The sequence below is a fragment of the Streptomyces sp. NPDC093065 genome, from assembly GCF_044754585.1.
Classification (GTDB): Bacteria; Actinomycetota; Actinomycetes; order Streptomycetales; family Streptomycetaceae; genus Streptomyces.
In genome coordinates, this window is sequence record NZ_JBIVPJ010000037.1 from 15,303 (window position 1) to 34,613 (window position 19,311).

The 19,311-nt window shown below is 67.6% G+C and carries 16 protein-coding genes; 7 read left to right on the top strand and 9 right to left on the bottom strand.

Going from position 1 to position 19,311, the window contains the following annotated elements:
* Window positions 1–189 precede the first annotated feature (189 nt).
* Window positions 190–1,557: an FAD-binding oxidoreductase gene (locus tag ACIQFU_RS36765; protein WP_402557565.1), complete on the bottom strand. Its 1,368-nt coding sequence runs from the start codon at window positions 1,555–1,557 to the stop codon at window positions 190–192.
* Window positions 1,558–1,630: 73 nt separating this feature from the next.
* On the bottom strand, window positions 1,631–2,428 hold the full coding sequence (locus tag ACIQFU_RS36770) for an alpha/beta fold hydrolase (RefSeq protein WP_402557566.1): 798 nt from the start codon (window positions 2,426–2,428) through the stop codon (window positions 1,631–1,633).
* A 125-nt stretch (window positions 2,429–2,553) separates the two neighbouring features.
* On the opposite strand from ACIQFU_RS36770, the gene ACIQFU_RS36775 reads away from it, so the two are divergent.
* The 3 genes from ACIQFU_RS36775 to ACIQFU_RS36785 all read left to right on the top strand — a co-directional run bounded on the left by ACIQFU_RS36775 (window position 2,554) and on the right by ACIQFU_RS36785 (window position 5,545).
* A complete protein-coding gene (locus tag ACIQFU_RS36775; RefSeq protein WP_402557568.1) occupies window positions 2,554–3,195 on the top strand; it encodes a TetR/AcrR family transcriptional regulator in 642 nt (213 codons plus the stop codon).
* Window positions 3,196–3,398: 203 nt separating this feature from the next.
* Window positions 3,399–3,893, top strand: a complete 495-nt coding sequence (locus ACIQFU_RS36780) for a MarR family transcriptional regulator (RefSeq protein ID WP_402557570.1) — start codon at window positions 3,399–3,401, stop codon at window positions 3,891–3,893.
* A 113-nt stretch (window positions 3,894–4,006) separates the two neighbouring features.
* Window positions 4,007–5,545 carry an MFS transporter gene (locus ACIQFU_RS36785; protein WP_402557592.1) on the top strand — a complete coding sequence of 513 codons (1,539 nt, stop codon included), beginning with the start codon at window positions 4,007–4,009 and terminating at the stop codon, window positions 5,543–5,545.
* Window positions 5,546–5,624: 79 nt separating this feature from the next.
* On the opposite strand, the gene ACIQFU_RS36790 is transcribed toward ACIQFU_RS36785, so the two are convergent.
* Entirely contained in the window at window positions 5,625–6,017 is a 393-nt protein-coding gene (locus tag ACIQFU_RS36790; RefSeq protein ID WP_402557571.1) for a winged helix-turn-helix transcriptional regulator, read from the bottom strand.
* Between the two features lie 107 nt (window positions 6,018–6,124).
* Here ACIQFU_RS36790 and ACIQFU_RS36795 point away from each other — a divergent pair, with 107 nt between their 5' ends.
* Complete coding sequence (locus ACIQFU_RS36795) at window positions 6,125–6,961, top strand: enoyl-CoA hydratase/isomerase family protein (protein ID WP_402557573.1); 837 nt, start codon at window positions 6,125–6,127, stop codon at window positions 6,959–6,961.
* Between the two features lie 274 nt (window positions 6,962–7,235).
* The gene (locus ACIQFU_RS36800; RefSeq protein ID WP_402557574.1) at window positions 7,236–8,222 is read left to right on the top strand and encodes an NADPH:quinone reductase; all 987 of its coding nucleotides are present in this window, start codon (window positions 7,236–7,238) and stop codon (window positions 8,220–8,222) included.
* A gap of 134 nt (window positions 8,223–8,356) precedes the next feature.
* Here the strand turns inward: ACIQFU_RS36800 and ACIQFU_RS36805 are convergent, their stop codons facing one another.
* The 5 genes from ACIQFU_RS36805 to ACIQFU_RS36825 all read right to left on the bottom strand — a co-directional run bounded on the left by ACIQFU_RS36805 (window position 8,357) and on the right by ACIQFU_RS36825 (window position 13,672).
* Window positions 8,357–9,388: an LLM class F420-dependent oxidoreductase gene (locus ACIQFU_RS36805; protein WP_402557594.1), complete on the bottom strand. Its 1,032-nt coding sequence runs from the start codon at window positions 9,386–9,388 to the stop codon at window positions 8,357–8,359.
* A 22-nt stretch (window positions 9,389–9,410) separates the two neighbouring features.
* A complete protein-coding gene (locus ACIQFU_RS36810) occupies window positions 9,411–10,211 on the bottom strand; it encodes an SDR family oxidoreductase (RefSeq protein ID WP_402557576.1) in 801 nt (266 codons plus the stop codon).
* Complete coding sequence (locus ACIQFU_RS36815; protein ID WP_402557578.1) at window positions 10,211–11,095, bottom strand: amidohydrolase family protein; 885 nt, start codon at window positions 11,093–11,095, stop codon at window positions 10,211–10,213. The genes ACIQFU_RS36810 and ACIQFU_RS36815 overlap by 1 nt, the downstream gene beginning before the upstream one ends.
* Window positions 11,096–11,143: 48 nt before the next feature.
* Entirely contained in the window at window positions 11,144–12,652 is a 1,509-nt protein-coding gene (locus ACIQFU_RS36820; protein ID WP_402557580.1) for an AMP-binding protein, read from the bottom strand.
* A 174-nt stretch (window positions 12,653–12,826) separates the two neighbouring features.
* Window positions 12,827–13,672, bottom strand: coding sequence for an AraC family transcriptional regulator (locus ACIQFU_RS36825; RefSeq protein WP_402557581.1), 846 nt, complete (start codon window positions 13,670–13,672; stop codon window positions 12,827–12,829).
* Window positions 13,673–13,791: 119 nt separating this feature from the next.
* On the opposite strand from ACIQFU_RS36825, the gene ACIQFU_RS36830 reads away from it, so the two are divergent.
* Together ACIQFU_RS36830 and ACIQFU_RS36835 are read left to right on the top strand one after the other, a co-directional pair.
* The gene (locus tag ACIQFU_RS36830) at window positions 13,792–14,523 is read left to right on the top strand and encodes an SDR family oxidoreductase (RefSeq protein WP_402557583.1); all 732 of its coding nucleotides are present in this window, start codon (window positions 13,792–13,794) and stop codon (window positions 14,521–14,523) included.
* 317 nt (window positions 14,524–14,840) lie between these two features.
* Window positions 14,841–15,932 carry an SAM-dependent methyltransferase gene (locus ACIQFU_RS36835; protein ID WP_402557584.1) on the top strand — a complete coding sequence of 364 codons (1,092 nt, stop codon included), beginning with the start codon at window positions 14,841–14,843 and terminating at the stop codon, window positions 15,930–15,932.
* A 537-nt stretch (window positions 15,933–16,469) separates the two neighbouring features.
* Here the strand turns inward: ACIQFU_RS36835 and ACIQFU_RS36840 are convergent.
* Entirely contained in the window at window positions 16,470–17,564 is a 1,095-nt protein-coding gene (locus ACIQFU_RS36840; RefSeq protein WP_402557585.1) for a hypothetical protein, read from the bottom strand.
* Window positions 17,565–19,311: the final 1,747 nt, after the last annotated feature.

Sequence of the window (19,311 nt, forward strand, 5' to 3'; positions counted from 1 at the left end):
ACGCCTGACGCGGCCTTCATGGAAGACCGATGAGCTGAGGAGTTGAGGCCGACCGTGCGGTGCTGCCCGCCTGGCCACCTGTATGTAACGCTCACTCTACATAGGCGTAACTGAGGTGGCTAGGTTTGTGTCCTGTATTCATTTGGACCGGCCGCCTGCGCTCCGGCGGCTCAGGGCGACACCGAGGTTTCAGGACCCCACCGGCAGGGAGATCGCGCGGAAGACGTTGTCCGGGTCGTAACGGCGTTTCACCGCGAGCAGCCGCTCGGTGTTCGGACCGTAGGCGTGTGCGACCTGTGCGACCTCGTCCCTTCCGAGCAGGTTGGGGTAGCCGCCCGGCAGGGCCTCGGGCTCCAGGGCACTGGTCAGGTTGCTGGCCCAGGCGCGGTGCTCCGATGCCCGGTCGTCGTCGGGTTCCCACAGCGCGATGATCTCGATCATGAGGTGCGGATCGCGGTTGCCGAAAGCCGTCCGGGTCACGGGTACGCGCGCCGCGGCACCGTGCAGGCTGTGCACGGACACGGCCGAGTAGGGCGAGGTGAGGGTGGAACCCGCGAGGGTCAGCACGTCACGCACTCCCACGGTCAGCGACGAGACCGAACGAGGTCGGATCTCGACATGCCGGCCGAAGGGGAACTGCGCATCGATACCCGCGAGCATCTCGGGCATCGTGGTGGGTCCCAGCTGCGAGACGAGAGGCGTACCGAGGGCGTCGAGCCCCGCGAGAGCACGCCTTCCCGCCCCGGCGTCATGACCGCTCCAGGTCGGGGCGAGGAACACGACGGGGTCGTCGTCCTTGGGACCAGGCAGGACGCCGAACTGCACGGTCAACTCGTCCGGACTCCCGGCCAGGAAGTCCGACAGCCCGGCCAGGACACTCGCCGCCTGGTCCCACTGATACATCACCATGCCCGACAGCACGGACTCCACGGGATGCAGACGCACGCGCATCGAGGTCACCACCCCGAAGTTTCCGCCGCCGCCCCGCAGTGCCCAGAACAGGTCGGGTTCCCGTTCCTCGTCGACGGTGACGAGCGTGCCGTCGGCGAGAACGACGTCCGCGGACAGCAGGTTGTCCAGGGCGAGCCCGAAGCGACCGCTGAGCGGTCCGTAGCCGCCGCCGAGGGTGAGCCCGGCCATGCCCACGGAACCGGCGGAACCCGTCGCCGCGGTCAGCCCGAAGGGCTGGGCGGCGGCGACGACATCGGCAGCCGTGGCTCCTCCCTCGACCTCGGCGACCCCTGCCAGCGGATCCACCGTCACTCGTCGCAGGCCGGAGAGGTCAATGGTCAGGCCCCGGTCGCTCAGCGCCCGGCCGGCCCAGTCGTGACCACCACCGCGCACCGACAGCGGTACACCGGCCTCCCGCGCCGCCAGCACGGCGTCCCGGGCCTCGGCCGGGGAGGCACAGCGGACGATGACACCGGGGCGGGCGGACACGGCTCCGTTCCATATGCGGCGGCCGGCCTCGTACTCCGGCCCGGTGGTGACCACCTGACCTGTGCGGATGGTCCGCCGCAGCGTGTCGGTGAGACGGACGAGTCGTTGGTGAGTCATCTCGGGCATGGCACCTCTCGTGTGGATTGCGTCAACGGCGTTCGTAGCGGCACCGGGATGCACTCAACCGGTGTCACCGGACACTGCGGGCGGCGTCTTCGATCGTGTCCGTCACCGCGCCGGGACGGCTGATCATCACGGCGTGGGAGGCGTTGACCTCGGTGATGTGTGAACCGGCCCGCTTCGACATGAAGCGCTGGACGTCAGGAGCGATCGCGTGGTCCTGGCGTGTGATCAGGCTCCACGAGGGTACGGTGCGGAATGCCTCGTCGACGCTGGCGTCCGAGACGGCCTTGGTGTTGGCGGGCCGCTGGGCGGCTGCCATGCTGGCGGCGGTGGTCCTGTCGACGTCGCCGGCGAAAACGTCCCGGAAGTGGTCCGGATCGATGGACACGTCGGTGCCTCCCGGCACGGACGTCGAGACCAGGGGGATGGGCGGCGACGACTGGGCGGCCAGCTCACCCACGGTCTCCCCCTTCGCGGGGATGAAGCCGGCGATGTAGACAAGCGCCTTGACGTCGGGGTCCGAGGCGGCCGAGTTGGTGATGACCGCGCCGCCGTAGGAATGACCCACCAGCACCACGGGGCCATCGATGGTGGACAAGTAGCTCGAAACGTAGGCGGTGTCGTCGGTGAGCCCCTGCAACGGGTTGGCGATGGCCCGCACCGGATAGCCGTCCTTGCGCAGTCGCTCCATGACCGGAGCCCAACTGGAGGAGTCCGCCCACGCGCCATGCACGAGGACGACGGTCGGCTTCGGAGACGAGTGCTTCTCGCCGCTCGCCGCCGCCACGCCGGGCGCGGTGGCGGCACCGAGCAGAGCGAAGGCGGCCGCGGTGAGCGCGAGGCGACGCGAGATACGAATGCGCACGATATATCCCTTGGGTATTCGAGACTCGTCCTCGAAGGAGAACGTTCGGTCGCATCATTAGAAGGGTAGATCCGAGCTCTTGTCAATACCGAACGTTCTGCCTCATACTTTGATAGCCTGACCGGATGAACCCAATCCAAGACAGCGGAGGAACCTCCGAGGCCAGAGCACGACTCCTCAACACAGCCACCAAGATCTTCTACGCGGAAGGAATCCATTCCGTCGGCATCGACCGCATCACCGTCGAGGCCAAGGTGACCCGGGCCACCCTGTACCGGCACTTCACCGGCAAGGAAGACCTCGTCCTCGCCTACCTCAACCAAGCCGACCAAGGGATCCGAGCACAGATCGCCGCCGCCCGGGCGAGCAGCGAGTCAGCAGTCGCCCAAGTTCAGGCGGTCGCACAATCCATCGCCAACAGCATCCAGTCCCCCAGTTTCCGGGGCTGCGCCTTTCTCAACGCAGCCGCCGAATACCCCGATACCGCCCACCCCATCCACCAGTTCATCCTGACCCACCGTCAGTGGTTCCTGAACACCGTCACAGATCTGCTCGCCCAGACCAGCGACGCGCCCGCCGGCCCGCCCGCACGACACCTCGTCATGCTCCGGGACGGCGCCATGGCGGCCGGCTGCCTCTTCGACCCCGAACTGGTATCCAACACCTTCCTGACCGGTGTCGAAGGACTCCTCCGGAGGCGCACCGACTCCGTCACCGCACCGGAGACGGCCCCCTCCCTCATCAGCGCCACGGACCAGGCGCCCTGACCCGCCCACCCCAGTACCGACGGACGACGCGGAGACGCGGAGGACCCCTTCACCGGGGTCCCCGCTCACAACCAGGAACTCCCCCACCCCGATCATCCTTGGCGCACCCCTCACACCCTGCACCGATTCACCAGGGGGTGAAACCCGCGCGAGGCAGCGACCCACCCACATAGTTGCCTCAAGCAATAACATTGGAGATGCATGTGGCCGAGACCGCCGTGTTCGCGGAGTTGCTGCGCCAGCTGAGCGCCGTCGGTTCCGTACGCCGAGAGCTGGGCCGGGCCCTTCCAGCCGGCTGCTCCGAGGGATCCGCCACGGTGCTGGCCCTGCTGGGCCACCACGGCGCCATGCGCCTCGGCCGGCTCGCCGAACTGCAGAACGTCGACGTCTCGGTCACCAGCCGTCACGTCGCCCAACTCGCCATGCTGGGCTGGATCGACCGCAAGCCCGATCCGGCCGACCGGCGCTCACGCATCCTGCGCCTGACCTCCGAAGGCCGCGCCCGGCTCGCCGAAATCTCCGAGGTGCGCTCGCGGGACCTTGCCGCGCGGCTGGCCGACTGGAGCAACGAGGACGTCCTCGGGCTGGCGCGGTTGCTGGCACGGCTCCGTGCCGACTTCGACACTCCGTGGGACGGACAGCACACGTACGCGCACTCGTCCGAGGGTGCCCTGCGGTCCCATACCCCGGCTGCCTGACAGCCGTTGCCACCCGCCATCACGTACCAGACAAGGAACCGTACTCCATGACAACTCCCGACGCAGGTGTGCAGGAGCACGCCCACCACGAGGGAGGAACCGCTCACGAGCCGATGACCCACGCGCAGATCATGCGCGCCCTCTCGGGGCTACTGCTCGGCCTGTTCTGCGCGATCCTCTCCTCGACCGTCGTCACCAACGCACTGCCACGAATCATCAACGATCTCGGTGGCGGTCAGAGCGCCTACACCTGGGTCGTCACCTCATCACTCCTCGCGGTAACCGCCTCCACGCCTCTGTGGGGCAAGCTGGCCGACCAGTTCGACAAGAAGATCCTTGTCCAGTCGGCCCTCGTCGTCTTCGTCGTCGGGTCCCTGGTGGCCGGATTCGCCCCGAACTCGGCCACGCTGATCACCGCACGGGTCATCCAGGGTCTGGGCGGCGGCGGACTGTCCGCTCTCGGGCAGATCGTGCTGGCCGCGATGATCGCGCCTCGCGAGCGCGGCCGGTACTCCGGCTACCTGGGCGCCACCTTCGCCGTCGCCACCGTCGGTGGCCCGCTGCTCGGTGGAGTCATCACCGACACCAGCTGGCTCGGCTGGCGCTGGTGCCTGTTCGTCGGCGTCCCGTTCGCGGTCGTGGCGCTGATCGTGCTCCAGCGCACCCTGAATCTGCCGGTGGTCAAGCGCCAGGTCAAGGTCGACTGGTCCGGCGCCTTCTTCGTCACCGCCGCCGTGTGCACGCTGCTGATCTGGGTCACCTTCGCCGACGACAAGTACTCCTGGCTGTCGTGGCAGACCTACACGCTGGTCGGCGCCGCGATACTGCTAACCCTGGTCTTCCTGTTCGTGGAGACGAGGGCCAGCGAGCCGATCATCCCGTTGCGCCTGTTCCGCAACCCGACCATCGCCCTCGCTTCCGTCGCCTCCCTCTTCGTCGGCATCGCCCTCTTCGCGGGTACCGTCTTCTTCAGTCAGTACTTCCAGCTCGCTCGCGGTGCCTCGCCGACCATGTCGGGCGTCATGACGATCCCGCTCATCGCCGGCCTGTTCGTCTCCTCCACCGTCTCCGGCCGACTCATCACCCGCACCGGGAAGTGGAAGGGCTGGCTGCTGGCGGGCGGCGCACTGCTCACGGCGGGCCTGGGTCTGCTGAGCACCATCCGCTACGACACCCCGTACCTCTACATAGCGTCGTACATGGCCCTGGTGGGGCTCGGCGTCGGCATGACCCTCCAGAACCTCGTGCTCTGCACTCAGAACCAGGTGGCCGCGAGCGACCTCGGTGCCGCGTCCTCCACGGTCACCTTCTTCCGCTCACTCGGCGGGGCCGTCGGTGTTTCGGTGCTCGGCTCTATCCTCACCACCCGCATCGGCCACCACGCCCTCACGAGCATCGCTCAGCTCAGCCCGCAGGACCAGGCCACCGCCGCACGGGTATCAGGAAGCGGCCAACTCCCCGATCTCTCGGTGCTGCCGGCCACTGTCCGCACCTGGCTGGAAGGCGCCTACGGCCACGGTATCGGCGACATCTTCCTGTACGTCGCCCCGGCGGCCCTGATCGCCTTCCTGGTCACGCTGTTCATCAAAGAGGTCCCGCTGCGCGCCTCCAGCGGCCTGGCCCAGACCCCGGAGACGGAGCCCACGCCCTGAACCCGCTCCGGCGAAAGGCAGCGCCCTGAGTCGCTCCCCCGTGGGGTCTTCGAGACCGTCGAGGGGTTGGGTACGGCTGCTACCGTCCCGACGACCGCACGTCGTACGCGTGCTGCGCCGACAGGACCTCGTCACTGTGCTCGATCGTCCATTCGTGCAGGCGTGTGAAGGGGCCGCGGAACGACTCGCCCAGTGGCGTGAGGGAGTACTCGACGCCGAGCGGGGACGTTTCGAGCACCCGGCGCTGGATCATGCCGTTGCGTTCGAGCCTCCGCAGCGTGTGGGTCAGCACCCGCTGTGTGACGCCCTCCAGCTGTCGCTTGATCTCGTTGAACCGCGTCGGTTGCTCCAGAACCGCCATGACCATCATCGACCACTTGTCCGAGATCTGGTCGAGGATGGGGCGGCTTGGGCACTCGGCGCTGAATCGCGGCAGGTGGTGGGGCGGGCGGGGTGCGGATTCGGTATCCATCACGATCCTTGGTTGTTGAAAAGTGCGTTATTGACCGGGCTCGGCGCAGAGCCCAGGGTAGGTATGCATAGCAAACCTACTGGCTCATCGCACACCTTGGATCGCTCATGAACCCGGACCGGTACACGACGCTTCGTGTCGCCTTCGATGACGGAGTCGCGTGGATCACCCTGGACAATCCCCCCGTCAACGTGCTCAGCGGAACCCTGATCCGCGAACTGCACGACGTCCTCGGGATGCTGCGGGACGACGGCTCGGTCCACGTCATTGTCTTCTCCAGCGCCAACCCCGAGTTCTTCATCGCTCACGTCGACATCCACATCCTCAACGAGATGGACGAGCTGCGGGTGATCGCCGACCGCCACCCGGACGCCAATCTCTTCCAGGGCGTCGGTGAGCTGCTGCGTCACCAGCCGCAGGTGACGATCGTCAAACTGGCGGGCAGGGCGCGAGCCGGAGGCGCCGAGTTCGTCGCGGCGGCCGACATGACCTTCGCCGCACGGGAAACCGCAGGCATCGGTCAGAGCGAGGTGCTGATGGGCATCGTGCCGGGCGGCGGTGGAACGCAGTACTTGCGCGAGCGGGTGGGGCGCAACCGGACGCTGGAATTGCTGCTCACCGGTGACCTGGTGGATGCGGACACGGCGGCCGCCTACGGGTGGATCAACCGTGCGGTACCGGCGGCCGAGCTGGACGCGTTCGTCGACGGGGTGGCTGGGAAGATCGCCGCGCTCCCCCCGGAGCTCATCGCCGCCGCCAAGCAGTTGGTGCCTCCGGCAGACCTGACCGACGGCCTGCGTACGGAAAACGACGTATGGGCCGATCTGGTGAGCGGGGCTCTGCCGGCACGGCTCATGACGGGGGCATTGGAGCGCGGTGCCCAGACCCCGGCAGGCGAGCGCGATCTGGAGTCGGTCATGCGAAGCCTCGCTGCCGGCCTTTAGAAGGACAGTCACGGCGTGAAAGAGGGATCCGAACGAGATCCGCTCACGCCAGCGCCATCGATCAGTGATCCCCGCGGCCGGTCGGACCAGCTGAGGTCAGCCGCACGCCGGCACTGTCCCAGCCGACCGCTGGCGAGGCAGTGATCTCGCGGCCGAGGAGGCCAGACCACAGCGCGGTACTGACCCCCGCCGTGACGACATGCAGGTCCTCTGATCGGTGCCGTGGACCGCGCCACAAGCAAGAGAAGACGCAAGCAAGAGAAGAGATGAACCAATGAGAGCAGCCCTCTACGACACTCCTGGCCCCGCGAAGAGCGTGCTGCGGGTGCTCGACGTCGCGCGCCCCGAGCCCGGCCCCGGCCAGGTCCGTGTCCGCGTCGCACTCTCCGCGATCAACCCGGGTGACATCTTCATGCGGCTGAACTCCACACCGCAGGATTTCCAGCCCGTCGGCGAACACACGGGACGTATTCCGCACCAGGACGGCACAGGCACGATCGACGCGGTCGGCGCGGGCGTCGACCCGAGCCGGATCGGCGACCGCGTGTGGATCTGGATGGCCGGCGCGAGCCATCCGTGGGGGACCGCGGCGGAGTGGACCGTAGTGCCGTCCGAGCAGGCCGTTGTGCTGCCGGACGGGATCTCCGACGAGCTCGGCGCCTGCCTCGGCATCCCGGCGATGACCGCGCACTGGTGCCTGCACGCCGACGGCTCGCCCCGCGACCGCACGGTCCTCGTCGCAGGCGGTGCGGGCGCCGTCGGGCACTACGCGATCGAACTCGGCAAAGCCGCGGGCGCGCGGGTCGTGACGACGGTCAGCGGGCCGGAGAAGGCCGCGTCGGCCAGGGCTGCGGGTGCGGACCTCGTCGTGAACTACCGCGACGCCGACGCCGCTCAGCAGATCCTCGACGATGCCGGGCCTGTCGACCGGATCATCGAGGTCGCACTGACCGACAACCTCGCACTGGATCTGGCCGTTGCCGGCCCGGGAGCAACCATCGTGACCTACACGGCGCAGCCCGACGACCCGGCACTGCCGGTCTTCCGTCTCATGTGGTCCAACCTGGTGCTGCGGTTCGCGCTGTTCCTCACCGAACCGAGGGACGCGCTGCTCCGCTCCGCCGCAGAGATCACCGCGGCCCTGCGCGAAGGCGCTCTCACACCACTGCCGGTGCACTCCTTCGGCCTCGACGACGTGGCGCTCGCGCACGAGGCCGTCGAGAACCACATCACCGGGAAGGCGGTCCTCGACTTGCGCTGACGGGGCGTCACCTTGGCAAACGGTGACCTCCTGGCCTGCCGGCCGAGCGGCCTTCCGACCAGCGGCGAGGCCGCCACCTCAGGACCATTGACCGCCAAGCGTTGCAAGGGGTGCTGCCCGGGCAAAAACGGAAATCAGGCTACCCACTCCTTGAGTTGGCGCACGAGTCCGGCGGGGTCGTCGCCGGTCGGGGTCACCTGGAGATTGGTGACGCCGGACTCACTGAATGCTTCGATCCGCTCCCGGACATAGGAGGCCGGGCCTACGAGGTTGACCTGTTCAAGAAGTTGGAACGGGACCTTGGCCTCGGCTTCCTTCTTCTTGCCGGCGAGGTAGAGGTCCTGGATCTCCTCGGCCTCGGCTTCGTAGCCGTAGCGTCGGACGAGGTCGTTGAAGAAGTTCTTGCCGCGGGCGCCCATGCCTCCGATGTAGAGCGCGAGTATCGGCCGAGCAAGGTCGAGTACGTGCTTCACGTCCTCGCCGACAGCGACGATGCCACCGGCGACGACCTCCAGGGGGGCCAGTTCCTCGGAGCGCTTCGCGGTTCCCGCGGCGAGTGCGTCGCTCCATACCCCGGCGGAGCCCTCGGGAGAGTACAGGAAAGGCAGCCAGCCGTCGGCGTACTCCGCCGCGCCTTCGACTGATTTCGGTCCCAGCCCGGCGACGTAAAGCGGAACCGAAGAACGGGGCGGCTTGGTCATGATCTTCAGCGGCTCACCAAGGCCGGTGCCCTGACCGGCCGGAAGAGGGATCTCGAAGGAGCGGCCGCTGTAGTCGACCGCCTCGCGCCGCAGGACCGCGCGGATGATGTCGACGGTCTCCTTGGTACGGCCGGTCGACTGGACGAAGGGCATGCCGTGCCACCCCTCGATGATCTTCGGGTTGGAGGCGCCGAGGCCGATGACGGCCCGGCCGCCGGACACGCTGTCGAGTCCTGCCGCGGTCGATGCGAGCATCGTCGGGGTGCGGGAGTAGACGTTGAGGATGGCCGCGCCGATCTCCACGCTCGAGGTGCGGGCCGCGAGGTAGCCCATCAGCGTTGGCGAGTCGTAACCGTACCCCTCGGCGACCCAGACGGTGTCGAGCCCGGCTGCCTCAAGTCGAGTGATGTGCTCGGCGGCCTCGCGCGGGTCGGTGCCGTAGGTGAGCATCGTCGAGATCTTCATGGTCCGCTTCATGAACAGTTCCTCACTTGGAAGTCGGCGAGTCGAAGCTCGCGCCCATGCCGATGCCGGCACCACCGTCGACCGGGATCACCGCGCCGGTGAGGAATCGCACGTTGGGTGACACGAGCGCACCGACCAGGTCGGCGAACTCACGGGGCTCCCCGACGCGTCCCATCGGCACTCGGTTCCCGAGGCCGGCTCTGGACAACTCTGGTTGTCGTTCCAGCATTCCGCTCAGCAGGGAGGTGTCGAAGAATCCGGACAGCAGGGTGTTGACGTTGATGTTCTGCCTGGCGACCTCCAGGGCGAGGGTCTTGGCGTAGCCGATCACCGCCGACCACACGCCGACCGACGCCGCCATGCCGACGGCCGGGCGCTCGACGACGCCGGAGACCACGTTGAGGATGCTGCCGCCTTCGGTGGTCATGTACGGCAAGGTGGCTCGCACGGATCTCACCACGTAGAAGAAGTGGCGCTCGAAGGCCTTCAGCCACACTTCGTCGGTGAGTTCACTGATGCGCCGGATCGGCGGTCCGCCGTCGTTGGTGACCAGAACGTGAACGGCTGGACCGAACCGCTCAAGGGTCGATGCGGTGACGCGCTCGATGTCGCTGTCGGCCGAGCAGTCGGCGGTCAGTCCGAGGACCTTTTCCTCGCCGTATGCACGGGCGAGCCGTTGCGTGGCGGCTGTGACTTTCTCCGCGCGTCGCGCGAAGAGCGTGACATGGGCGCCTTCCTTCAGGAGTCGATCCGCGATGGCGTATCCCAGGCCGTCGCTGCCGCCGCCGACGATGGCGACCTTGCCGGTGAGTCCGACGTCCATCACTGAACTCCGATCGAGGTGAGGAAGGTCTCGGCGTTGCCGGAGAACACGTCGTCGAGGACGTCGGGAGAGAAGCCCTCCTCGCGCCACTCCTCAACCAGCCTCTGATGGGTGAGCATCGGGTAGTCGGCTCCGAAGAAGACCTTCTTGCGCAGCCGCTTGCCGATCTCGCGCGTGAGTTCGTCGGGGAAGTAGCGGGGTGACCAGCCGTGGAGCTCCATCCACACATTCGCCTTGTGCAGTGCGACAGCGATCATCTCGGACTGCCAGGGCCACGCCACCCGAGCCGCGATCACGTTCAGATCGGGATGCTTGGCCGCGACGCGGTCGACGTAGCGGGGGTGGCAGCCCTCCAGGGTGATGCCCATGCCTCCGCGGGTGCCGGCCCCGGTGGCCGACATGCCGACATGGACCAGGACGGGACGGTTGGCCTCGGCGCACATGTTCAGACAGGTCTCCCATTCCGGCTGATCGGGTGTCCCGGCCGGTGTGAAGGAGTGGACCGTGAGTCCGACGAGTCCCGTTCCCTCGCTCAGGCAGCGTTCGAGTTCCTTGACGTGAGCCGGTTGCGTGGGATCGATGCCGATCCAGTTGCCCAGGACGACGTCGGGGTGTTTACGCGCGTAGTCGAAGGCGTAGTCGTGCTGGTCGCGCAGTGCCCCGGCATCCATGGTGTGGGTGAACGCGAAGTCGAGCATCGCCTTGACGTTGGCGCGGCGAAACTGGACGGCCTGCTCCTCGTCGCTGACGAAGCTCATGTCCCACTTGAAGTAGCCCCGTAGGGCCTCGCGGTCCTCGGCGGTCTCGTACGGGCTTCCCTTCCATCCTTGCTCTGTGCCCCAGTGGGAATGGAAGTCGATCAGTCGGGATGGCGGTGCGTTCACACTGAGTGCCTTTCGTGGATGGCCGCGTGGAGGGCCAAGGGGGGATGGTCAGTGGACATTGCGGGCCGAGTCGGACCAGAACGGTGCGCGCAGGCGCTTCTTGTCGACCTTTCCCACTGGCGTCACGGGGAGTGAGTCCACGACCAGGACCTTCTTGGGCGCATACATCGAGCCCTTCGCCTGTTTCACGTAGGACTGGAGCGCGGCGATGTCGACCTGCCGCCCCGGCCGCGGGACCACGAACGCGGTGACGATCTCGCCCCAGCGACCGTCCGGCACGCCGATGACGGCGGCTGAGCCCACCGCGGGGTGCGCTGTCAGAACAGCCTCGACTTCACTGGCGTAGATGTTGAAACCACCTGAGATGATCATGTCCTTCTTGCGGTCCACGATGTAGATCAGGCCCTCGGCGTCCTGGCGGGCGAGGTCTCCGGTGTGGAGCCATCCCCCCTTGAGTGCCGCCTCTGTCTCCTCGGGGAGGTTCTTGTAGCCGTGCATCACCCCGCGGCTCCGCATGGCGATCTCGCCCACCTCACCCAACGGAACGTCGTGGCCGTCGTCGTCGATGAGTCTGATGCGGTTGCCGACCACGGGCCGGCCGCAGGAGGCGAGTTGTTCAAGGCTCGCCGTCTCATGTGCGGCTTTGGTCAGGACCGTCCCGATACCGGCCGACTCTGTCTGACCGTAGATCTGGGAGAAGACCGGACCGATCCGCTCGCGAGCCTCCGCCAGGCGCACCGGCGACATCGGTCCGGTGGCGTACCAGATGACCTCAAGACTGGAGAGATCTCTGGTCTCAGGGCGTTCCTCGTCCAACAAGGTGTAGATCATCGTTGGAAGGCCGTTCACACAGTTGATGTGCTCGGCTTCGATGACGTCGAGAAACCGGCTGGGGTCGAAGCCCTGCTCGATCACGACCGTGCCGCCCCGCAGCAGTGCCGGAATGACGGCCAGCCCGGCCGCGTGGGTGAGCGGGGCCGCTGCCAGGTACCGCGGGAGATGCGGCTGCTCGAAGTCGGCCATGTGCGCGTAGACCATCTGTGCCATCGACCGATGCGACTGCATCACGCCCTTGGGTCTGCCGGTCGTCCCCCCGGTGTACTGCAGCCAGGCGACACCCATCTCCTCCGCCGGACCGCGGTCGAGCGATCGAACCGCCGGGGGCTCGCCCCCGGGCAGACCGCCGGCTGCGGGGATCACCATCAGATGTCGCAGGGAGTCGACCTCGGCGAGGACCTGCCGTCCGTGCTCTTCCAGAGGTGCGGTCACCACCAGCACCGTGGCCTCGGCATCCTCACAAACGGTGATGTGGTCCGTGACCGAGGCCAGGTTCTGCAGCCCGGTGAAGCGGCCGCCCAGGAGATAGGTCGCGGCCTGGACGATCCACGTTTCAGGCATGTTCGGACTGAGCATCGTGACCCCCACGCCGAGCCCCACTCCCCGTTGGGCCAGCGCGGCCACGTACTGCGAGAGAAGGTCCCTGACGTGCGCGTAGGTCAGTCGCCGATCACCGGCCACGAAGGCCTCGGACGAGCTGTGCCGGCTGAGCGCCTGCACGATCAGGTCACCCAGCGTGACTCCGGAGGATGCCGTCTTGGCGGGTGCCGAAGTCACGGCGCCGTGACCCGGGAGGTGGTGAGACATGCCTGCAAGCGTGGCCGCCGAGCGAGCGGGCGTGCCACCCGTAATCCGCCACGATTTTCTGGTAACCCGCCAAGTCGGAGGTTGCGATCACCTGCGCGCCGTGCCCGCTGTGGAGCGGTAACGACCGGGCGTCTGGCCGACGAGATCGGTGAAAGCGCTGATGAAGCTGCCGGGGTTCGCCCAGCCAAGCCGTATCGCCGTCTCGGTGACCGAGGTACCTTCACAGAGTTCGAGCAACGCCCGCTGAACCCGCAGCAGCGTGCGCCACTGATGGAAGCTCATCGACAATTCGCTGCCGAACAGCCGGCTGAGAGTCCGCTCGCTCGAGCCGGTCCGGTGCCCCAGCTCCGCCAGCGTCGCCGAAATGGCAGGGTCGGCGTGGAGAAGGTCGGTGACGGCTTTGAGGCGAGGATCGCTCGGCTCCGGCAGCCGTAGTGGTTCCTGCGGAGCGCGGATCAGCTCCGCGCGGATCACTGCGAGCAGCAGACCGCCACGCTCACTGGCGGCAGGCTCCTGCTCGCTGCTCATCGCCATGAACGCCTCGCGCAGCAGTGCGCTGGCCACGAAGATCGACGGTTCGGACGGCAGTTCCTCGGACAGCTCTGCCGGAACCGGGAGCACGCGGGCATCGGTCTCACCGTGGGAACGGCTGCTGTGGACGTGGAAGGGCGGCACCCACGTGATGCGGCTCGCCGGCGCCACCCAGGTACCGGCCTTGGTCGTCGTGACGAGCGCCCCGGAGGCCGCATACCTCAACTGACCGTAGTCATGAAAGTGCGCGGCGATGTCCTCACCGTGGCCGATGTGCTCGCAGACCGACGAGTCATCGGTCCAGAACACTGCCTGCTGCGCAACCTCAGTCATCAGCAGGCAGCCTAGCTCGCATGGGCGGATGACCAGAATGGAAGATTCTGAATCCAGTAATTGCGCCACTGAGGGGCCACTCCGTCGAGAGACCACCGTTTTTCTCTGGAGTAGTAGCAACCGCGGCGGCGTCAGCCTGGGTGCAACACACCCTCGTTCCCGGCCGCTCCAGCACGGAGGATGATGCCATGACCGATTCGAAAATCATCCTCGTCACCGGCGCCAGCAGCGGCATCGGTGAAGCAGTGGCGACACGCCTCGCCGCAGAAGGACATCACGTCGTCGCCGGGGCTCGGCGCGAGGACCGCCTCGCCGAACTGGCCGACCGGGTCCGGAAGGCCGGCGGCAGCATCGACGTACGGCGCCTCGACGTCACCGACCGCGCGGACGTTGCCGCGTTCGTCGACGCCGCGGTGGCCGAGCACGGGCGGGTGGATGTCATTGTCAACAACGCCGGAATCATGCCGATGTCCCGGCTCGACGCGCTGCTCGTCGATGAGTGGGACCAGATGCTGGACGTCAACGTGCGGGGGCTGCTGCACGGCATCGCGGCGACGCTGCCGCACTTCCAGCGGCAGGGTGGGGGGCACTTCATCACGATGGGGTCCACCGCGGCGCACGAACTCGTGCCGACGGGCGCGGTGTACTGCGCGACGAAGTTCGCGGCCTGGGCGATCACCGAGGGCTTGCGCCTGGAAGTCGACCCCTCGATCCGGGTGACGACCGTCTCCCCCGGTGTCGTGGAATCCGAAATCGCCGAGAGCATCACCGACCCGACCGCGGCCCAGGCGATCAAGGAATACCGCGCGGCCGGCGCCGTTTCGGCGGATTCGATCGCCCGCGCGATCGCCTTTGCCATCGGAGAGCCGTCGGATGTGGACGTCAACGAGTTGATCATCCGACCGACCCGGGCACGCTGACACCACACCGTTGACTCCGCGCAGAGGGGGCACTCCAGTTCTGGGGCGCCCCCTCTCGGTGTCTGTGCTCAGCGGGCCTTGACATGGGCAACGTTGCCGTCCGCGATGGAACCGACCGCTGGTGAGCTCGACGATCGAGCGCTGCACCGCGGTGACCGCCGCTTCCGGGACCGAGAGGTCGGAGGCTTGCATACCGAACGTTCTCCCTCATGTTGTAGCCTGGGCAGGCCACGTGACGCGCGCCTTGCTCCGCTCATTCCTGAAGGATCAGCCGACCAGGCGCCTTTGATGTTGCTCAACAACGCGGGAGAAAAGGCATGAAGAAATCGACCGAAGGTAACGGTGACAGCGGCATCGGCGCGAATCCGGATGAGCAGAGGACTGGAGATATCGAGTCGGAACTCGGCCTCGTTCAGTCGGCGATGAGCGCCCGCGCGCGTCTGCGGCAGTGGGCCGCGGCCGGCCAGGTGGTCGACTTGCTGCGTGCGGCGGCCTCTGGGGGGTGGTTGGCTGCGCTGGCCTCGCCCACGACCGTCGAGTCACTGGCCGGCATCAGCGGGGTCTCTACCGTGCGTGCGCAGCGGGTCGTCGACGTGCTCGAATCGGCCGGGATAGTCAACCGAGTAGAGGGATCGTCCTCCACGTTCGTCCTCACCGCGGAGTTCGCTGCGCTGAACGACGGCCCTTCCGGGCTGCGGCTGGACTATTCGATGGACGAGGTCGCCGCGGCACGCGACCGCGTCGGCTCCGCCCTCTCCCCCGCCGGGAGCCCCCGCTGGGAGCCGGATGCGCTGGCCGTGGCCCGCAACTGGGGCATGCTGCCCACTGCCGCTTCGCAGGCCATCTTCGACATGGCCTATGCCGTGTTGCCGGAAATCCGCAACCGGCTGGCTGCGGGCGGCCCACTGCTGGACGTCGGCAGTGGCACGGGCGGTTTCCTGCTGGCCAACCTGGCGATGTTCCCCGAGCTGCGCGCGGTCGGTGTCGAGCGGGCCGGCGACGTCGTCGAAGAATTGGTGAAGCGGGCGGAGACGGCCGGGGTGACCGACCGTCTGGAGGTTCGTCACATCTACGCACAGCAGCTGGCCGACGAGGCGGTATACGAGGTCGCCTACTGGGCCCAGGCGTTCTTCCCCCGCGGCAGCCGTGCAGCCACGCTCGCCTGCGTGCGGAACGCGCTGGTTCCTGGTGGAATCCTCCTGGTGCAGGAGCTTCCGTCGCAGGCGCGGGACGCCCCGGACGCCCGCTTGCTCTCCGCCCTCGACGCACTGGTCACCGACTCCCGAGATGTTCCGCCTGTCCGCACCGCGGAAGAACTGGCCGCTGAGATGGAGGACGGCGGTTTCGAGGAGACGCAGGTACTGGAGACGGCCCTCGGCCGGATCGCGGCGGGCCGACGGGGGAACTGACCCGGCAACGCTCGGGCAGGTCGAAGCCGGTGGCGACAGTCTTCCGGTCACGCTGTGAGGGCGAGGTCGTACATCTGGGCGATGGCTCGGACGGCCGGGCCGTGGTGAAGGCCGTCGCCCTGCTCCCGGCAGTCGTGGAGGCTCTTGCAGTTCGTCATCGGACCGATCACTGCCTCCACCCGAGCTCGGACCGTGCGGTGCGCGGTGTCGCTCCATCGGCTCGGTCTTCCGGGCCGGGCTGCCTGTTCGTACCTCGCTCGCGCCCTGGTAGCCGCTTGTCCTCTCGTCCCGCACAGCCCCGGGACCCGGATCCGAGACAGCCGCACGACCCCTCGCCGGCCTCGCACGAATGTGGGACAACGAGTGTGGAAGTGGTCTGCGAGGTACGCGTACAGAGCGCCGCGGCTGCTGTCGGACCGACCGCCTCGGCCTCCGAGTGCGGACGACGGCACGACGGCACGACGGCATGAGTCACCGGCTGCCCGGCACCCGGTCCCAGCCCCACGCGCTCGCCGAGCACCGTCCGGCTCATCCTCCTCACGCCCATGTACCGTCCGCAGTCCGCTTGTTCGGCACAGCCGAGAACCGGCCTCGGTACAGCTCGTCCAGAAATTCGGCCAGAAGCTCCTCTGCTACCCGCTCCCGGGCACGCTCGACGGCGATCAGGGTGCGCTCCCTGCCCGCTTCCGTGACGCCCCTCCCCCGCTGAGCCAACCGCGTCACCTGCGCGGCCTCGGCATTCGCCGGCTCCGACTTCTGCAAGCGTTCCAGGGCCAGCTGACGGCGCCCCGCCAAGACCTTCTTGGCCAGCTCCCGCTGGGCGAACGCCCGCGAGACAGCGGCACCCCGGCCGCCGAGGCCGGTTCTCCGCACGATCGCCCAGGTGTCCCACCTCACCTGCTCGGTCAGTGCCGCGAGTGCTTGTGGGTCGCCGACGTCGGCACGCAGCGCGACGGCGATGTCCACTGCCTTGTCCACCAGCACGACCGATTCACGCCGCAAGGTACACACCGGACACAGTCCTGAGGCGTCGGGCGCCCCGCAGTCTGCACAAGGCTGTGCGGCCGCTGCCGCTCGCGCCTTCGCCCAAGCCTCCTTCCGTCTCTCGATCGCGGTGAGAAACGCGGCCTGCTTCTCGACCATCGACTTCCTCCGGGTGAGACTCGCAGCGGTTTCGCGGTGGACGATCGTCCGCAGCTCCCGCTCATAGGCAGTACGCCATTCCAGCCGCGGGATGCGGTGACGCCCGGCCGAGACCCGGGTTGCCACCGCAGTGCGCAGCCTCCGCCGGTCCGCGATCAGGCACTCACAGCTCTCGCAGTGGCTGCCGTCGTCAACGCGTATTCCGTCGTCGCACAGGTGTGACCAGCACTCTCTGTTCTGCGGCAGCCCACGCTTGATCAGCCAGCCGGCCAGATCATGGATCGGCTGGGCTCCCTGACGGTTGAGCCGCCGTTCAAGCCTCTCGGCAAGTCTGTGCTCGGCCGCCCCAGTCCCGTCTCCGACGAGACCGCGCAGGCGCGCCAGCTCCGCGTCCACCGCCTTCGCCAGCCAGCGGGCGGTGGATGTCCGGCTCAGACGGGTCCACAGATGTTCGACCGGGGCGAGTGCCTGCTTGAGGCCCTCGGGCACGGCAGCTGAGGCGGTGGCAGGGGGACCGGTTCGCGGGGCAGTGGCTGAGGCTCCTCCGAAGTGGGTTCTTCGTGGTTCTGGTCGGAGTCGGCCCGGGCGACTCGACGACGGAGTACCGGTGTCTCCGTGCCCGGGAGAGGGCATCTCCTCTCGCGCGCGATTCCGCAGTCGACCCTTGCTCAAGTCGGCAGAGCCGGAAAAGCCAACCAACTCAGCTGCATAAGAACATGGGAGAGAAGCCACAGGTGAGTGAGGAGTGTGGGGGTCTGCAGAACTCTTCATGGCTGCGACCTCGTCGATCGACGATCCCACCTGCGGCGATGTGTCGATGCCGAGAGCCTGATCCCTACATGCACTACGTATGGATTCGTCGGAGCCGTCCTGCGCACCCCTCTGAGACCGGTTGACGCCCTCGGCATCCGGAGGCCGCCCCGTGTCCTCACTTCCACACCGCGCGCACGTTCTCGCTCCGGACGAGCAATCACGGCGACCCGCACCCGACCGCTCGTGGTTCGGAGGATCGTTGTGCCATGCGGACCGTGCGCCATGAGCGTGCCTGTACGCGGCGCGGATGGCCGGGACGAACAGACGGCCCTGCCCGGACTCTTCCGGGCGATCCCATGCGACCGCCCCCATCGACAGCAACCGCGCCAGCGCGTCGGCGCCCTCGTCGACCGAACACCCCAGCAGCCGGGCAACAGTCACCTCGGCGCGGCTGTGACCCTGGGGAAGGCGCCCTGGAGCCATCCGCACGCTTCCGTCGCTCCGGGACTCCAGCGCCAGGAGCAGCATCGTCAGGCGGTCGGTCGCCGCGGCTCTCCCTCGCCGGGCCGCGAAGAAGCCGGGCGGTGTGGCCGGCCTGCCTCTGGGTGCCCACCCCGGGCCCAGGACCGCCTCGCAAAAGCGAAGCAGTGTCGCCAGATCCTTCTTCGTCAGCGAGGACAGGGGATTCATTGCCTGCTCGGCGCGTGCCTCGCTCAACGGCAGCAGCTCGAACTCCAGGGCCCTGGTCCAGCCTTGAGCGTCGCGGGCGCGCTCGCACGTCGTGACACCGGACCGGCGCATACGAGGAAGCACCGTGTGGGCCACGTGCGAGACGCCGAATCCAAGCCACCCGGCCAAGTCTCTCGACTTCATGGTGACATGCGTGGATGCGGAGGGAGCTTTGGCCAGGAGGACCACGGCCGTGAGCCGGACGAGGTGGCAGGCGTCGGCGAGACGCGGATCGTCCATGAGCGCGCGGACTGCGGCACTGAGCATCCTGCGCATACCGGGCGTCAGGAGCAGCGGGTCCCCGGCGGAGTGCTCGGACAGGGTGCGGTCCGTCATCACGCCGAGTGGTCGAATGAACCCGGTTGGGGACAGGAAGGCAGAGGTGTGAGGCGAGTGGGCGTTCGTGTTGTCCCGGTGCTTTTGCGGCACGACTACGCCAACCGCCGAACGGGCAGCTATAATGAGCTCCAGTCCAGTAGGTGCAGGAAGATTCACATCAGAGGTCGGGACCGCCTGGGGAGGTAGTGACCCGGCCACGATGCGTATTCAGTTAGAGACGTAAGTAGTACTGACCTCCTTGACATGGCTGGCCCGGGACGCCACATCCCGGGCCAGCTTCTTTAGCACTCCCGCTTGGCGGATTCTGAATGTTTGCCAGAGCGGGGCTCTGGGCTCGTCCAGTGGCGCCCGTCCACCGAGAACCGACCGAGCGCACCCACCACCCTCCGCTTCATTCGGCCACGCTCGAAAAAGT

What these genes read in the sequence shown, in the direction of transcription:
- ACIQFU_RS36765 (WP_402557565.1), bottom strand. Translation starts at nt 1,557, where the DNA reads ATGACTCACCAACGACTCGTCCGTCTCACCGACACGCTGCGGCGGACC.
- ACIQFU_RS36775 (WP_402557568.1), top strand. Translation starts at nt 2,554, where the DNA reads ATGAACCCAATCCAAGACAGCGGAGGAACCTCCGAGGCCAGAGCACGA.
- ACIQFU_RS36785 (WP_402557592.1), top strand. Translation starts at nt 4,007, where the DNA reads ATGACCCACGCGCAGATCATGCGCGCCCTCTCGGGGCTACTGCTCGGC.
- ACIQFU_RS36790 (WP_402557571.1), bottom strand. Translation starts at nt 6,017, where the DNA reads ATGGATACCGAATCCGCACCCCGCCCGCCCCACCACCTGCCGCGATTC.
- ACIQFU_RS36795 (WP_402557573.1), top strand. Translation starts at nt 6,125, where the DNA reads ATGAACCCGGACCGGTACACGACGCTTCGTGTCGCCTTCGATGACGGA.
- ACIQFU_RS36800 (WP_402557574.1), top strand. Translation starts at nt 7,236, where the DNA reads ATGAGAGCAGCCCTCTACGACACTCCTGGCCCCGCGAAGAGCGTGCTG.
- ACIQFU_RS36805 (WP_402557594.1), bottom strand. Translation starts at nt 9,388, where the DNA reads ATGAAGATCTCGACGATGCTCACCTACGGCACCGACCCGCGCGAGGCC.
- ACIQFU_RS36810 (WP_402557576.1), bottom strand. Translation starts at nt 10,211, where the DNA reads ATGGACGTCGGACTCACCGGCAAGGTCGCCATCGTCGGCGGCGGCAGC.
- ACIQFU_RS36830 (WP_402557583.1), top strand. Translation starts at nt 13,792, where the DNA reads ATGACCGATTCGAAAATCATCCTCGTCACCGGCGCCAGCAGCGGCATC.
- ACIQFU_RS36835 (WP_402557584.1), top strand. Translation starts at nt 14,841, where the DNA reads ATGAAGAAATCGACCGAAGGTAACGGTGACAGCGGCATCGGCGCGAAT.